Source organism: Bradyrhizobium sp. CCBAU 11361, assembly GCF_028128935.1.
In the GTDB taxonomy this organism is placed as follows: domain Bacteria; phylum Pseudomonadota; class Alphaproteobacteria; order Rhizobiales; family Xanthobacteraceae; genus Bradyrhizobium; species Bradyrhizobium niftali.
Genome location: NZ_LBJZ01000180.1, coordinates 14,558 through 29,590, shown reverse-complemented (window position 1 = coordinate 29,590; position 15,033 = coordinate 14,558). Strand labels below are relative to the sequence as shown.

The window sequence follows — 15,033 nt, the reverse complement described above, 5'->3', positions numbered from 1 at the left end:
TTGCTGTTCGCCGGCGGTTTTAGCCCAACCACCACTTGCCGGCCAGCATGAAGACTTCGCCGGCGACCACGCCCGCAAAAATCGAGCGGCGCGTCAGCAGGAAGACGACGAGCCCGGCGCCGACCGCGCCATAGCGCAGGACATCGGGCACGCTCGCCAATGCGCCCGGCGGCTCGACCACGATCTGGGCGATGACGCCGGCCAGGATGGCGGTGGCGACCGCCCTCACCCAAACCAGAAGCTCGGAACCCTCGTCGATGCCGCCGCCGAACCACAGGCCCAGCATGCGCCAGATCTGGTTGGGAACGACGCCGGCGACGAACAAGACTGCGAGCGCATGCCAGTCGCCGATGAGCTGTGCAAAACTCATGCGCGCACCTCCCGCCACCAATGCACGCCGTAGGCGATCGTGCCGGCCACCACGCCGCTGACGAGGATGTCGAGGCCGGAGTTCATCTTCGCCGCCAGCGGATAAAGCAGAATCCCGAGCGCCAGCGCGACCACGTCGGCCACCTCGCGGCTGTTGCGCGCGGTCGAGAACAGGAAGGACAGTGGGGTCAAGAGCAGGATCGCCGCTCCAAGCGTCTGCGTCAGGTTGGCGGCGAGGAAATAGCCGACCGTGTTGGCGGTGAGGCATACCGAGACGAGACCGCAGCCGAGCCCATGGACGAAGGCGATGCGCCGCTCGCGCGGCACCTGCGGCAGGAAGCGGTGGCATTCGACCCAGAGCGTCACGGCGGTGAGATGCGCGGCGAAGACCAGTTCGCGCCGTTTCGTCTTCGGCGTGCGCATCAGCGGCAGCACCGAGACCACCATCGGAAACAGGCGGATCGCACTGACCGTCACCGCGATCGCCGATTGGATGACGGTCGCGCCCGAGCCGAGCGTCGTGATCAGGATGATCTGCGCCGGGCCTGCCCAGACGAACAGCGTCGAGCAGAGCGCCCAGAGCAGGCTGAAATGGCTGTCGTGGGCGAGCGCGCCGATGCCGAGATAGGTCACGAACAACACGATGGTGAGGATCGTCTGCGTGATCGAGCGCAGCCCCCACGCAAAGGCGCGCCAGGGACTTTGCCATTGAGGTGAATCGAGCGGGGGAAGCGCCACGGAACGGTCGGCCTGAATGAAGAATCGTGACCGCATAACGGGCAACGCGCGCGGCCGCGTCAAGGAAGGGCGCGGCGGGGCTGGCATGCGCGCGGCTAACACCCACGCTGTCATTCCGGGGCGCGCCCTCTTGGGCGCGAGCCCGGAATCCATTGAGCCGCAGAGATTGCCGCTTGATGGATTCCGGGTTCGCGACATCGTCGCGCCCCGGAATGACGGCGGGAGAGAGTTGCCCCTACCCGCTCACCCCCCTATTCTTCAGCACGAAGCAGGCGCCGCCAGCCTTGCGGATGCGGTTGCAGAGATCATCCGCCTCGCTGCGCGTATCGGCGCCGATGCGCACCTGGTAGAACGCGCGCGTGCCGCGGCTGCGCATCACCGAACTCAGCAGGCTCGGATCGCGCTCGCCGATCACCGCGCTCAGCCGCGTGACGGCGCGGGAATACATCGCCAATGCCCTGTTGCGGTCGAAGCCGGCGGCGAGCTGCACGCCCCAGATCTTCGCGGCGGCCAGCTCCACATGCTGCTCGAGCTCGGCGACGAACGGATTCGGCGCGCGCTTCAACAGGGCCATGAGATCGCGGCAGCTCGTCGGCGGCGCGCTCGGCGGTCCCTTGCCGGTGCTGCCGGCCTTCGCCCAGGCCTCCACCGTCGCACCGGTGATGGCATAGACGTAATTGCGGGTCTGCTCCGGCATCGGACCGGTGCCGGCGAGCCATTCCTGCACGCGGCGCGGTCCGGCATTGTAGGCGGCTGCCGCAAGTCCGAGATTGCCGAACTGGTTGCGCAACTCGTTGAGGAATTCGGCGGACTTCGGCAAGGCCTGAACCGGGTTGAAGGGATCGAGCAGCCCGCGCTCGCTCGCGGTGCCCGGCATGAACTGCGCGATCCCCTGCGCATGCTCGCCGCTGCGCGTCATCGGGCCCACCGCATCGGCCTGGAAGCGGCTCTCCTGCCAGATCACGCGGGCAAAGAATTCCAGCGGCAGATTGGCGTCCCGCGCAGCCGCCTCGACGATCAGGCAGATCGATTCCCGCGTGTCGCTCTCGCGCGCATCCGCTGCCTTTTGCGGCGGCGTCGCCTGCTCCTCCACGCTCGGCACCGCGACGTTGGTCCCCGCGGGCGAGCTGTCCCCAGCCGCGACTTCTGTCGCAGAGGCGAGCAGCGCGGCAACGACGAGTGATGCAATTCGCGCCAACACTGCCCACGCATCGCTGTGGCGAACGCCGGCGCGGCATGCGAGAAGATGATCCGCCATGTTGTGGCATCGTGCCATGGTTTGACGAGTTGCCAATATATGCTGCCTGCCCTGCTTCTCCCAATGCGCTCCCCCGCCAAACGGATCCGCGCGATCCTTGCCCTCGCCGCCCTGGTCCTGTCCGCCGCGCCGGCCCTGGCGCAGGTCAGCTGGCGAATGACCACGGAATATCCGCAAAACAACATTTCCGGGATCGGCCTCACCACTTTCGCCGATCGCGTGGCGGCGCGCACAAACGGTTTCGTGACCGTGGCCAATGCCTTCGACAATGAGCTCAAGATCAACTCGGGCGAGATGCCACGCGCTGCGCTGGACGGCCGGATCGCGGGCGGCGATGCCTTTGCGGGCGCGCTGTCCGGCCTCGACCCGGTGCTCGGGCTTTCGACCCTGCCCTTCCTGGTGCAATCGGTCGACATCGCCCGTGCCACCAATGCGCGGGCACGCCCGCTCTACGAAAAGGCGTTCGCCGCCCGCGGTCTCAAGCTGCTCTATCTGACAATCTGGCCGGCGACGGGCCTCTGGTCGGATCACGCGCTCGCAGGCGCCGACGATCTGCCCAAGCTGAACCTGCGGGCCTATGATGCCAATTCCAGCGCGGTGATGCGCACGGCCGGGGCCAATGCGCAGTTCCTGCCGATGGACAAAGCGCTCGCCGGATTGAAGGAGCACCAGTTGAATGCGTTCCTCACCTCCGGCGACGGCGGCGCGGGACGCAAGCTCTGGGACTTCCTGCCGCATTTCACGGCGATCAACTATGCGATGCCGGTCTCGATCGCCTTCGTCCGCAGCGAGGCGTTCGCCGCGCTGCCGGAGCCGATGCAGCGCGAGGTGATGGCTGCGGCGGCCGAGACCGAGCAGAGGCAGTTCGCGCTGCTGACCCATCGCACGGCGGAGAATTATGCGCGCATGCGCGACAACGGCGTCAACATCGCCGAGCCCGCGCCGCCGTCCCTCGTCACCGCACTCCGCAACGCCGCGACGGACGCGATCGCCGCCTGGGAGACCCAGGCCGGCGCGGATGCGGCGGCGATCGTCGAATGGGCACGGCAGCAATAAGGGGTCGCAGCCAACGGCATGCGACCGCTCCCCTCCGACGAGATGTCGGCTGATGTCCCGTTGCGCTGCTTCAGTTCTTGACCGGCACCAGGCTTTCGCCGCTGATGGCGCGGTCAAGGGCGTCGATCAGCGCCTGAATCTCCACGAACTTGTTGCGCGCCCGCTCGGCCGTGTCGCGCACGAAGGGAGCGGCCAGCACTTTCGCATGCGCGTCTCTGTCCTCGATCATGCGATCGCGGGCCTTCTTCAGGGTTTCAAGTCGCTCGCTCATGTAGGCTCCTCTGCAAAATATCTTCGCGATCGCAACCGGGGACTTTAGTCGAAGCCCGCCGGAAGCTCGCCTTTCCGGAAAAACACCGTTGGCTCATCGTCATAGTCACCCATTTCTGCATCGCCGCTGGACGAGAACGCAACGACGCCGAGCTTGCTCAAGGCCAGCCTCTCCGCCGTTCGCAGCGCGCCGCTTTCCGATTTGCAGACGATCGGAGAGTCGGCCTTGAGATTCCCGCCCTTGCCGGCGTTGAATGCCTGCACGACGTAGGTTGTTTGGCGGACCATGACGTCTCCTCTGACCCTGTTGGCAAACGGAATTGACGTCACCGACTGCGAACGCCGTACTCAGCGTCGCATCGCTTCCATGAGCGCGGAAATCCTGATCGTTGCAAAACTGGAGAAGGTGTCCGACACGGCATATGGCAGGATGATCTGGTCATTGTGCCTCATCGCACCGCAGGTATAGACGACGTTGGGGACATACCCTTCGCGCTCGGACGGTTCAGGCCGCAACAGCGGCTCGCTCGAACGCGCCAGCACCCTGGATGGATCGCGCTTGTCGAGCAGCGCCGCACCGATCGAATATTTGCGGACGGGGCCGACACCGTGCGTCAGCAGCAGCCAGCCTTCGTCGAGTTCGATCGGCGACCCGCAATTGCCGATCTGGACGAACTCCCAGGGAAACTGCGGTTTCAGAAGGGCCCGGCCGCCTTCCCATGTGGAGAGATCGTCCGAATAGACCAGATACAGGTTCTCGTTGTCCTGCCGCGCGATCATGGCATAGCTGCCGCCGATCTTGCGCGGGAACAGCGCCATGCCTTTGTTGTGTGCCGCAGCCCCCCGCAAAGGCGTCAGTCGAAACGACATGAAATCGCTGGTCTCGATCAATTCGGACCGGATCGCCCGCCCGCTGTAGGCCGTGTAGGTCGCGTAATAGGTCTTGCGATCGCCGTCGCTGAATTGGACAAAGCGCGCATCCTCGATGCCGTTCGACTGGGATTCGGTCACGGGAAAGATGACACGCTCGCTGAGATCTTCCTCGGGCCTGAACGTCAGCTCGACCCGGTCGCCGTCCGGGCCGGATGCGCGATGGCTGATCCGCGGGAGCGAGGCAAGGCGCGCCGTCGGATCGACGGCCAGGCTCCCGTCGGCCGCGATCGTTCCGGTTCGAAATGTCAGTGACGACACGTGCCCTTCTCCAATGGCCCGGAGACTGATGATGAAGCGTTTGTCCCCCTCGGGCGCACCGGATTGATCAGGGTGCGGCACGATGCTCGGATTGAACAAGGCTGAGGCCTCGAACGAATACTCACTGAGAAAATAGGCGCCGATCAGCTGTCGCTGGGTTTTCGAGAAGGCGCCATGCGTTGCGAAAGCATCCTCCATATCGTCGGCGCGGGCCTCGAACCTCTCCAGGAGGTTGCGATGTCGGCCCTCGAAATTGTCAAGGACGTCCGCGAGCTGGGCCGCAACGGCTTCCGAATTGAGTGCGAGAACCCGCTCGACGATATGATTTGCGCGCATCTTGTCGGTCGGGTTGAGATCGCGCGGTTCAGTCGCCGGCTTGAACGGCCGCACGATGACCCGCGCTGGATCGGGACGCAGATGAAGCCCCTGCCGGTTCAAGAAAGAAGATTGAGACACGGTATCCTCGGCTCGCTAGGTGAGAAGGTAAAGTTCAGGCGCCCACGGCGCGCAACGCTATGGGCCTCGTCAGGCTCGTGGTGATGCGTGCAAGCTGGCGCATCTCGGCAAGGCCGAGCAGATAGCAAACCACCGACTCGCCCCCGCGGTTTTCGTTGGCGCGATCGGGGTGCAAGCCATCGCGGCAGCTGCCGGTGAGCGGATCGACCAGCGCCACCGAGAGATCATTGCTGCCGAGAAACCAGGCGAAGGCCCGCGTTGCCATGGCTTTCCATTCGGCATCGCCATCCGCACGCCACGCCGTGAGGCAGGCCGCAATCGTCGCCGTTGCTTCCACCGGCTGCTGATCGAAGGCACGGGGATGTTGCCGCTGCTCGCCGAAGCCGGCGGTGCCGACCGGCCGGAATTGACCTGCCGCGGTCGTTTGTTGCGTCATGAGCCAGCGCAGCGACCTCAATCCGGCATCGAGATATTGAGGCGTTTGCGTCGCCATGCCCGTGAGCATCAGGGCCTGCGGCAATCGCGCATTGTCATAGGCCAGCCCTTCCTCGAACCACACCCAGTCCGGCGTCTCCACCGACGCCAGACAGGACATCAACCTGTCGGCGAGGGAATGCCGGACCTCCCTGGCGTGAAGATCGTCCGGCGCCACGGCGCAGTATGCGTCCAGACCCAGCAGCATGAAGGCCCACGCGCGGGGCGAGCGAAAGCTCTCCGCGATCGACAATGCCTGCGCGAACAAGGCTGCAGCCCACTGGCGCCGCGCCGGGCTCGCGTCCGTGCGCGCCGCCTCGCCCAGGGCCCATAGCGTTCGCCCGTGACTGTCTTCGGAGCCCCTGTCTTCAAGCCAGGTGCGATTGAAGCCCATGAAGTTGCGAAATTGCCCGGTGTCGGGGTTCCACGCGTGCTGCACGAAGGCGGCAAAGCGGGCCGTCAAGACCTCCGACAGGGGTTGCTCGCCCGGATTGTTGAGGGCGCAGGCCAGCAGCAACGCTCGGGCATTGTCGTCGACGCAATAGCCGTGCGCGCGATCGGGCACCGAATGCACCGCATGCTGGAACAGGCCGACATCGTCGCACATCGACAGGAAGTGGCCGATCTGCATATCCGGCGGCGCGGGGCCACGCAGCCCCGGCGAGCCCATGTCGGAGCGCGCAAAGACCTTGGGCCGGTGACCTTGCCGTGCCGTCTCGAAGACCGACATGTAACGCTCGGCCGTGCATTCCCACGTCATCATTCGGCTCGCGGCATAGGCGCGCCGGGACATCGCCTGCCGTCGCACGTCGTCGGTGAGCAATTTTGCGATCTCGCCGCCGATCGCGGCGGCATTGCCGAACGGCACCAGAACTCCGCATCCCTCGGTGAGCAGCTCGCGGGCGTGCCAGTAAGGCGTCGAAACCACCGGCTTCCCCAGTCCAAAGCTGTAGGCCAGGGTCCCCGACGTCATCTGGGCCTCGTTGAGATAGGGCGTGACATAGACGTCGCACATCGAGATGAATTCGAGCAACGTGGCCAGATCGACGAACCGATCGAGGAACACCACGTGATCGTGGATGCCAAGTTCACGCACCCGCGCCATCAAGCCCTCGCGATAGGCCTCGCCCTGGTTTCGAACCAGATTCGGGTGCGTTGCGCCGAGCACGACGTACACTGCGTCCGCGCAGCGCTTCAGGATCGACGGCATGGCGTCGATCATGACCTCGATGCCCTTGTTGGGTGATAGCAGGCCGAAGGTCAGAATGACCGACTTTCCCGCAAATCCGAGCCTGGCCTTCGCTGCATCGGACCCGACGAAGGCGACATCGGGAATGCCGTGCGCAATCACCTCGATCTTGTCGTCCGGCACCAGGTAGACGTCACGCAACAGCTCCCGGCCCTTGTTGGCCATCACGACGACCTTCGACGACGCGTCGACGATACGCTCCACGACGGCGCGTTGCTTCACCGTCGGACTGGCCAGCACCGTATGGAACGTCGTCACGACCGGCATGGTGAGGCGCGACAACAGCACCAGGATATGGGCCCCGGCCTCACCGCCGAAAATCCCGAATTCGTGCTGGAGGCACACGATATCGAACTGGCCGGCATTGAGGAAATCCGCCGCGCGCATGTAGTCGTCGATATGGCCGTCCTTGATCTGGAAGGCGACCGCCGGAGGATAGTCATAGGCCTGACCGGGATCGGTCATCGCCACGATGCTGGTCTCCAGATCCGCGCGCGACATCGAGATCGCCTTCTGCAGGTCGGTCGTGAAGGTTGCAATTCCGCATCGGCGCGGCAGCGAGTTGCCGATGACGGCGATACGGTGGAGCGGCGTCATGTCGGTACCTCGATGATTTCGTTTGATGTCGGCGCCTGGGCGGCGGCGGAATTTGTCGTCCGTCCCGTACAATCCTGCAGCAGGGATGCAATTGGATCCGGTCCCGGATATGCGAGCAGGATGCTCATCCCGCTCGCGCCAACGTCGATGCCGGTACGATCGGCTTCGATGAAGATGGCCTCTCCGACGGTCGCATTCGCCCGTCCGACGCGCCCCTTCCCGCCGATCACGAGGAGCCAGGCTTCCCGATCGGTATCGAGCTCCCAATGCGAATTGGCCTGGAGATCGATCCGCTCAAGCACGAAAGGCGGACTCGCGACGAGAACGGTCCGACCATCAGTGAGGCGCCGCGCAGGCAATTGCGTTGGCGGCGGCCCGGCATCGGAGGCGGCCACCGCGCTGTCCTCATGCAGCTCGCGCTGCCGGCCAAAATCGAACAGGCGGAATGTCGTATCGCTGCGCTGCTGAATCTCGGCAAGCACGATATTGGCGCCGATGGCGTGGATCGTGCCGCCGGGAACGAGGATGACGTCACCTTGCGCGACAGGACGCCACTGCACATGGCCCGCAATCGAGCCGTCCCTGATCGCCGCGCGCAACGCCTGCGGCGTGAGAATCCACTTCAGTCCCAGCGCAACCCGCGCGCCCAGCGGCGCCGACAGGATGTACCACGCCTCGGTCTTCCCGTTCGGCAAGCCGATGGCGTGCGCGAATTCGTCATTCGGGTGAACCTGGATCGACAAGGGCTGGCTGGTGAACAGCAGCTTCAGCAGGAGTGCCGGGCTCGCCGCACGCTCGTCCATACGCCCAAACCACAATTCGCCGACCGGATCAGCCGAAGCGTCGATGCTGCTCCAGGGACGCAGATCGACGCGGCCCCAGGGTTTGCGGGCGATCTCTACGGAGGCATGCTCGATGGTCATCTCCTGTCCGGCTCAAGCCGGCCGATGGAATGCTGGCGGCAACGGCTCGCGCACGAGCCCACTGAGATTCAGGGTCTCGTCCCATTCCCCGATGTCCGAGACCAGAACCTCGCCGACGCGATGCGCGACCATGCTGGGTCGCCCGTCATGGAAGCCAAATTGTGTATGTGACATGGCAGATCCTCCTGGTAATGGCGCTGGTTCACGCCGTCCGCCCGCTGCCACGCCCGCGCTGTCTGGTGACAAGCCTCAACAACCGCGACAGATATTCTTCAGCTTCGCCGCGGTTCGGGCCTCTTCCGCTATGAATGGATCCTTGTATGGGGCCCGAGATATGTCGTTTTCCGCGGCAATGGGCTTCTTCACCTTCGGAGGAAACGCGGCGTCGTAACAGGCGAGCCGTCCGCTCGTGCTTTCGATCGCGTGGCAGTCGGATTCACCGGCGATAGCGCCTTGCGCGAATGTGCCGAGCGTCAATACGACAAGGAGCGTTTTCATCCAGATACCTTTCCGGGCGGCGTTCACACGAGGCATTCTCTTGCGATGAACCTGGGCGCGCCATTTGACGAACCGCAGGCGTCACCTCATGCCTCGAACTGGTCGAACTCATCGGAGAGCAGAATCCGGCCTTGCGGCGTGCATATCCGCACGTCGAGATAGCCTTCCTGCAACAACTCCCTCGCCTTCTTCAAAGCGGCAGCCGTCGTGGTGCGACCCAGGCTCACATAGCCGCTTTGATCGCGCGCGCTCACCAGATATTGGAGCGGCGTCCTATCCATGCAGAAAAGCCGCAGCAGCCACCAGGAGCAACAGAAACAGCGGGACGATCACCGGCGGCACGATCCAGTCGGCCAGATTAAAGCGAGGCATGCACGCTCCTCCTCGTTCGGCGGGAGCGCTAGTGACCCTCAGTCACCGATGGATGCCATGGGAAGGGCGGTGATCCCGTGACCCTACGCTTACGCCCCGCCAATAGCGAGCTTTAAAACGGTACGCGACATCGACGGGGCGGCGTTGCCTCGGCCCGCGGCGTCGTTTAGTCAAGCAGCCGACGGCAATATCAACACGGGCACGGCCAGCATGGTTACAGTCTATTTCGATCTCGACGGCACCCTGACCAACCCGAAGCCCGGGATCACCCGCTCGATCCAGTATGCGCTCGAGCGCTTGGACCTCGCGGTGCCGAGTGAGGACGAGCTGACCTGGTGCATCGGGCCGCCGCTGCATGCCAGCCTGAAAAAGCTGACGGGAACCGACGAGCTCGCCGACCGGGCGCTGCTGCTCTATCGTGAGCGTTTTGCCGATATCGGCCTGTTCGAAAACGAGGCCTATGCCGGTATCATGGACACCTTGGCGACGCTGGCCGCGACGACGCCGCGCATGTTCGTCGCCACCAGCAAGCCCGCGGTCTACGCCACCCGCATCGTCGACCATTTCGGGCTGAAACCGTATTTCGAGCGCGTGTTCGGCTCCGAGCTCGACGGCACGCGCGTCGACAAGCGCGACCTGCTCCGCTACGCCCTCGACGAGGCAAGGGTCGATGCCGCCAGTGCGATCATGATCGGCGACCGCAGCCATGACGTGGTCGGCGCGAGGGCCAACGGCATGACCGCGATCGGCGTGCTCTACGGCTATGGCAGCGAGGCGGAGCTGCGCGACGCCGGCGCGCATCACATCTGCGCCGCGCATCCGGACCTGCTCGGCCATTGTGTGGCCTAGGCGCTGACCGTCTCCACCGCGGCCAGCATGCCCGTTTTCGGGTGACAGCCTCGATACTCGAAGAACTGCTCGTCCGCGGCCGCTACGGTAACCTCGTGGTAGAGCCGCAGTTTGGCTGACGGCCCGAGCGTCGAGAGGTATTTCATCGCCGCGCCGAAGATCCTGACGTGGGTCGGATGTGACTCTGCCCAGCGTTCCAGCGCAGCAAGGCTCTTCCACCAGCTCTGGCCGTAGGACTTTTCGCTCACGCTGCCGTCGGCGGCGAGCACATTCATATAGCGGTTGGCGTAGCAGCCGATACCGAGGCCGTCGTCGCGCAGAAAATCCATGCCCTCGCGCAGCACCGGCTCGACGTCGTCGAGATAGAGCTCTCGCTCCGACGCCTCGGTGTCACTCCAGTCCTGCCCGGACCGGATCAGGCAGAGATTGTCGTGCGCCTTCACCCGCAGCCGCGCGCCATCGCGGACCAGCTCGGGCACCCCGCCGGGTGCCATCGCGTCGGTCTGCGACAGCGGGATGCGATCGCGCATGCCACCCCAATAGGCGTGCTCCTGCACCTCGCCGCTCATGCCCTCTGCAATGACGGCGACACCTTCGGGACGGTCGAGCGAGGAGAACAGCGTCTCGTGCCGCGCCACGGCGGGACGCAGCCCCTCGATGAAGGTGCCGACGCCTTCCCGCTGCCTTCCCGTCCACGCCTCGCGTGCCGGCGCGAACCAGGCATCGAAGCGTGCGACGTCGTCCCAGTAGGCGACCGAGACAACGTTCTCATAGCCGGGCTGGTCGACATAATGCGCGCGGTCCCAATGCGGCGGACCGTTCTCCGCAGCGAAGAGAGCCGCGATCTCCTTCAGCGCGTCTGTCGCAGCCGATGGCGCCACACCGCGATACTGGACGCCGAAATAGACCATCACGACGCGGCTGACGGCGGGCTTGTAGCGCGCCACGAAGGACGGATATGGCGGCTGGTAATCGTCCGGCACGCGCTTGTGGCGCGTGCGCCGAGTTTCGAGGTGCAGAGGAATTGCGGATTCCATAGTCGTGCCCTCCCCTCGATCAGCTCGCCGCCGCGGCGATGTCCGTGGGCTCGACGGTGTCGACCGGCAGTGCGAACTGCTCGACGCGCTGGTATCGCTTCTTGTTGAGCAGCAGCCGCGTGACGTCGGGCCGCGAATAGTGCCCGGCGGGATCGGCCGCATTCTTGGCGACGCCGATGGCGCCGAGGTCGATCTCGGCAATCAGAAGGCCCTCCTGATCCGGCGCGAGCTTGTCGCCGATCTGGCTGCCGTCGGGGCCATAGATCGCGGCAAAGCCGCCGCCGACGTGCAGCAGCGCGTGCTTGTCGGGCCGGTCGCAGAGTTCGTCGATCATCGCCTGCGACACCGTCGCGCACGGCGCGAGCACGAAGCAGGAGCCCTCCACGGCATAGACACGCGAAGCGGCGTTGTTCACCTCGGCGCCGAGCGCCGGCGCGAAGGGATCGTAGAGCGAGAAGCTCGGCCAGGCCGCGACATGCACCTGCTCGTTCTGGGCGTACATCGCGTATTTCGATAGCGGCTGGAGATGCTCCCAGCAGCACAGCGCGCCGATGCGGCCGATGTCGGGCCGCGCGTGCACGGCGAGATCGCTGCCGTCGCCCTCGCCATAGACCGTGCGTTCGGCGTGGGTCGGCCGCAGCTTGCGGCGCTTTGCGATGGTCTCCCCGTCGGGGCCGATCAGCCATTGCGCGAGATAGAGGCTGCCGCCGTCGCGCTCGGACAGGCCGATCACCGCCGTCAGCTTCGCCTTGCGCACGGCATCGCGCAAGCGCTCGGCCTGCGGGCTGTCATAGGACAGCGAATTGTCGAAATAGCGCTGCACAAACCCGCGGCCGATCGCCCAGGCCGGCGAGTCCATCCAGATGTGCCAGGGGTAGCCGGGGATGAAGGCCTCCGGAAACGCGATCAGCCTGGCGCCCTTCTCGGCGGCCTCCCGGATCAGCGCGATCGACTTGTCGATCGAGGCGTCGAGGTCGAGCCAGGCCGGCGCCGCCTGCACCACCGCCACCTTGTACTTTGGATGTTCGATGCCCATTGCCGCCTCCATTGCCGGTTGATCGCAGACCTCGTCCGATGCAGTCTATTTGGCCAAGCCGGGCGGCCGGGCGCTCGACCACGGCGGAACAAAAACTCGACCGGGCGGGATCGCCGCCCCGGTACGGAACTTGCCTGCGATCAGGCCGGATCTGCGCCGACATGCGGTTTTGCTGGATGTGAAAGGGAGGCTTGCCGATGCCAATCCAGTTCACGACGGACGGCAGCCCCGGCTACCGGCGGCTCGCCCTCTGGCAGGACATCGTCTGCGACGTCTTCGTCGGGCTCGACTGCAAGTCCGATCTCGGCAGCGCCTTCCGCGGCTCGGTCACACAGGCCACGCTCGGCAAGGCCGTGTGCTCCGACGTCTGCTCCGATCGCCAGCACGTGTTCCGAACGCCCTCGCGCATTGCGCGCTCGGACCAGGATTTTGTTCTCATCGCACTCGGTAATCGCGGCGACGGCGGCGTGGTGCAGGACGGCCGCGAGACCGTGATCCATCCGGGCGAGTTCGCACTCTACGACACCACGCGTCCCTACGAGCTGAAGTTCAACGGCAGCTTCACGCAGACCATCTTCAAGGTGCCGCGCGAGATGTTGCAGCGACGGCTCGGCGGCACCGAGACGCTGACCGCGATCGCGTTCGGCACTGATGCGCCGCTCGAGCGGCTCGCCTACGACTTCATCTTCAGACTGTGCCAGACCGCGGACCGGCTCGCATCGAACAATTCCGCCGCCCTGTCGGAGCAGGCTGTCGATCTCCTGGCGATGGCGCTGAGCGAGCGGCTCGGCAAGACGCCGCTGCCGTCCTCGACGCATCGCTCCGCCCTGCTCTACCGGCTGAAGGCCCACATCCGCGCGCACCTCGCCGATCCCGACCTTTCGCTGGCGGAGACTGCGGCCGCGCTCGGTATCTCGCCGCGCTACGTGAACGACCTCCTCGCCGACGAAGAGACGTCGTTCCAGCGCCATGTGCTTGCCGAGCGTCTTGCCCAATGCCGGCGCGACCTCGCCTCGCCCATGCTCGCCCACCGCCACATCAGCGAGATCGCGTTTGCCTGGGGCTTCAACGACCTCTCGCATTTCGGCCGCGTCTTCCGCGAACATTTCGGGATGTCGCCGCGCGATTTCCGGCAGGGCCAGCTGCGGCACTGACGTTCATTCCGGTCAGCCATCATCGCAAGCCTTCGTCCTGAGCGAAGGCAGCGCTCGGCAATTCCAGATTGTCTTGGTTGGCAGCCTGCATCAGGCTAGCTCACATGAGGACTCACGCCACGATAAGCGGATCGGAGCTGTTGCTGGGCATGATCGCGATCCGGCTCGCCGCGCTGGTCGTGGTGGGCTGGAGCCTTGCGCTCCTGCCGCGGCAGGCGCGCAACGTCGAGCTCGCCTGCACGCCCTCAGTCGCAGCAGCAATCGAGAGGCAGGCTCCCGTGAAGACCGTCGGCCCGCGCCTCGTCGATACCGCGTTCGATGACATGCTTCGGCACGACTAGAGCGTTCCCGAGCAAGGCCGGTATGTGAGCGCGTGATAGGACAAGGCGCCTGCTTGCGCTAACTTCGACGCCAAGGCCGCACGGATCAATCCGCGGCCAGCCGAGGAGCACATCGATGGAATACCGACGCTTGGGCCGATCCGGCCTCATGGTGCCCGCTTTGAGTCTTGGAACCGGCACCTTCGGCGGCGTCGGCCGCCTCGCTGCTTGGGGCACCACCGACGCGAGCGAAGCGCGGCGGCTTCTGGATATCTGCCTCGAGGCCGGCGTATCGATGTTCGATACCGCTGACGTCTATTCGCTCGGCGAGTCCGAGCGCGTTCTCGGCGAAGCCATCAAGGGCCGTCGCGACAAGGTGCTGATCTCGACCAAGGCGACGTTCCGTTTCGGCGACGGGCCCAACGACATCGGCTCGTCACGGCAGCATCTGCTCGCCGCCATCGACGGCTCGCTCGCCCGGCTCGGCACCGATTACATCGACCTGTTCCAGCTCCATGGCTTCGACGCCTTCACCCCGCCTGAAGAGGTGCTCGCAACCCTCGACGTGCTCGTGCGCGCCGGCAAGATTCGCTATGTCGGCGTCTCCAACTTTTCAGGCTGGCACCTGATGAAGTCGCTCTCCGTCGCCGACAAGCATGGCTTCCCGCGCTATGTTGCCAATCAGACCTACTATTCATTGATCGGCCGCGACTACGAATGGGAGCTGATGCCGCTCGGCCTCGACCAAGGGGTCGGCGCCGTGGTCTGGTCGCCGCTCGGATGGGGACGCCTCACCGGAAAGATCCGGCGAGGCCAGCCGAAGCCCGAGGTGAGCCGCCTGCCCAAGACCGCCGATTTCGGGCCGCCCGTGCCCGATGAGCACGTCTATCGCGTGGTCGACGCGATCGACGAGGTCGCCAAGGAGACGGGCAAGAGCGTCTCGCAGATTGCGCTGAACTGGTTGCTCCAGCGTCCGACGGTCTCGACGCTGATCATTGGCGCGCGCAACGAGACGCAGCTGCGCGAAAATCTCGGCGCGGTCGGCTGGACATTGACCAAGGACCAGATCGCAAAGCTCGATGCCGCGAGCAAGGTGACCTTGCCGTATCCCTACTGGCACCAGCGCACCACCTTCACCGACCGCAATCCGCCGGCGGTGTAGAGACGGCCAACGGCCCGACCGCTC

18 protein-coding genes are annotated in these 15,033 nt (G+C 65.2%); 5 read left to right on the top strand and 13 right to left on the bottom strand.

What is annotated here, in order from left to right:
- Positions 1–19 precede the first annotated feature (19 nt).
- From XI08_RS23175 to XI08_RS23165, 3 genes are all read right to left on the bottom strand, one after another.
- Complete coding sequence (locus XI08_RS23175) at positions 20–370, bottom strand: AzlD domain-containing protein (protein ID WP_027548116.1); 351 nt, start codon at positions 368–370, stop codon at positions 20–22.
- Positions 367–1,107, bottom strand: a complete 741-nt coding sequence (locus XI08_RS23170) for an AzlC family ABC transporter permease (RefSeq protein ID WP_271576093.1) — start codon at positions 1,105–1,107, stop codon at positions 367–369. The genes XI08_RS23175 and XI08_RS23170 overlap by 4 nt, the downstream gene beginning before the upstream one ends.
- A gap of 235 nt (positions 1,108–1,342) precedes the next feature.
- On the bottom strand, positions 1,343–2,365 hold the full coding sequence (locus tag XI08_RS23165; RefSeq protein ID WP_271576092.1) for a lytic transglycosylase domain-containing protein: 1,023 nt from the start codon (positions 2,363–2,365) through the stop codon (positions 1,343–1,345).
- A 39-nt stretch (positions 2,366–2,404) separates the two neighbouring features.
- Here XI08_RS23165 and XI08_RS23160 point away from each other — a divergent pair, with 39 nt between their 5' ends.
- Positions 2,405–3,421, top strand: coding sequence for a TRAP transporter substrate-binding protein (locus tag XI08_RS23160; RefSeq protein ID WP_271576091.1), 1,017 nt, complete (start codon positions 2,405–2,407; stop codon positions 3,419–3,421).
- A gap of 70 nt (positions 3,422–3,491) precedes the next feature.
- Here XI08_RS23160 and XI08_RS23155 read toward each other — a convergent pair whose 3' ends face one another.
- From XI08_RS23155 to XI08_RS23120, 8 genes are all read right to left on the bottom strand, one after another.
- Positions 3,492–3,692: a hypothetical protein gene (locus XI08_RS23155; RefSeq protein WP_011087899.1), complete on the bottom strand. Its 201-nt coding sequence runs from the start codon at positions 3,690–3,692 to the stop codon at positions 3,492–3,494.
- 44 nt (positions 3,693–3,736) lie between these two features.
- Complete coding sequence (locus XI08_RS23150; RefSeq protein WP_027548121.1) at positions 3,737–3,979, bottom strand: hypothetical protein; 243 nt, start codon at positions 3,977–3,979, stop codon at positions 3,737–3,739.
- Between the two features lie 60 nt (positions 3,980–4,039).
- Positions 4,040–5,338, bottom strand: coding sequence for a glycoside hydrolase family 130 protein (locus tag XI08_RS23145; protein WP_271576090.1), 1,299 nt, complete (start codon positions 5,336–5,338; stop codon positions 4,040–4,042).
- A gap of 34 nt (positions 5,339–5,372) precedes the next feature.
- Positions 5,373–7,658, bottom strand: a complete 2,286-nt coding sequence (locus XI08_RS23140) for a glycosyltransferase family 4 protein (RefSeq protein ID WP_271576089.1) — start codon at positions 7,656–7,658, stop codon at positions 5,373–5,375.
- Positions 7,655–8,581, bottom strand: coding sequence for a class I mannose-6-phosphate isomerase (locus XI08_RS23135; RefSeq protein WP_271576088.1), 927 nt, complete (start codon positions 8,579–8,581; stop codon positions 7,655–7,657). The genes XI08_RS23140 and XI08_RS23135 overlap by 4 nt, the downstream gene beginning before the upstream one ends.
- A 12-nt stretch (positions 8,582–8,593) precedes the next feature.
- A complete protein-coding gene (locus XI08_RS46420; RefSeq protein ID WP_442869855.1) occupies positions 8,594–8,755 on the bottom strand; it encodes a hypothetical protein in 162 nt (53 codons plus the stop codon).
- A gap of 75 nt (positions 8,756–8,830) precedes the next feature.
- Complete coding sequence (locus XI08_RS23125; protein WP_271576087.1) at positions 8,831–9,079, bottom strand: hypothetical protein; 249 nt, start codon at positions 9,077–9,079, stop codon at positions 8,831–8,833.
- Between the two features lie 86 nt (positions 9,080–9,165).
- Positions 9,166–9,360 carry a hypothetical protein gene (locus XI08_RS23120; protein ID WP_135177275.1) on the bottom strand — a complete coding sequence of 65 codons (195 nt, stop codon included), beginning with the start codon at positions 9,358–9,360 and terminating at the stop codon, positions 9,166–9,168.
- A gap of 301 nt (positions 9,361–9,661) precedes the next feature.
- Between XI08_RS23120 and XI08_RS23115 the strand changes: the two genes are divergently transcribed.
- Positions 9,662–10,300, top strand: a complete 639-nt coding sequence (locus XI08_RS23115) for an HAD family hydrolase (RefSeq protein WP_271576086.1) — start codon at positions 9,662–9,664, stop codon at positions 10,298–10,300.
- Here the strand turns inward: XI08_RS23115 and XI08_RS23110 are convergent.
- Positions 10,297–11,337, bottom strand: coding sequence for a phenylacetaldoxime dehydratase family protein (locus tag XI08_RS23110; protein WP_271576085.1), 1,041 nt, complete (start codon positions 11,335–11,337; stop codon positions 10,297–10,299). The two genes, XI08_RS23115 and XI08_RS23110, sit on opposite strands and share 4 nt — an antisense overlap.
- A gap of 19 nt (positions 11,338–11,356) precedes the next feature.
- The gene (locus XI08_RS23105) at positions 11,357–12,373 is read right to left on the bottom strand and encodes a carbon-nitrogen hydrolase family protein (protein WP_271572424.1); all 1,017 of its coding nucleotides are present in this window, start codon (positions 12,371–12,373) and stop codon (positions 11,357–11,359) included.
- Positions 12,374–12,570: 197 nt separating this feature from the next.
- On the opposite strand from XI08_RS23105, the gene XI08_RS23100 reads away from it, so the two are divergent.
- The 3 genes from XI08_RS23100 to XI08_RS23090 all read left to right on the top strand — a co-directional run bounded on the left by XI08_RS23100 (position 12,571) and on the right by XI08_RS23090 (position 15,009).
- On the top strand, positions 12,571–13,527 hold the full coding sequence (locus XI08_RS23100; RefSeq protein WP_271576084.1) for a helix-turn-helix domain-containing protein: 957 nt from the start codon (positions 12,571–12,573) through the stop codon (positions 13,525–13,527).
- 104 nt (positions 13,528–13,631) lie between these two features.
- Positions 13,632–13,868, top strand: coding sequence for a hypothetical protein (locus XI08_RS23095; RefSeq protein WP_027548131.1), 237 nt, complete (start codon positions 13,632–13,634; stop codon positions 13,866–13,868).
- A 115-nt stretch (positions 13,869–13,983) separates the two neighbouring features.
- A complete protein-coding gene (locus XI08_RS23090) occupies positions 13,984–15,009 on the top strand; it encodes an aldo/keto reductase (RefSeq protein WP_271576083.1) in 1,026 nt (341 codons plus the stop codon).
- The last annotated feature ends 24 nt before the right edge of the window (positions 15,010–15,033 follow it).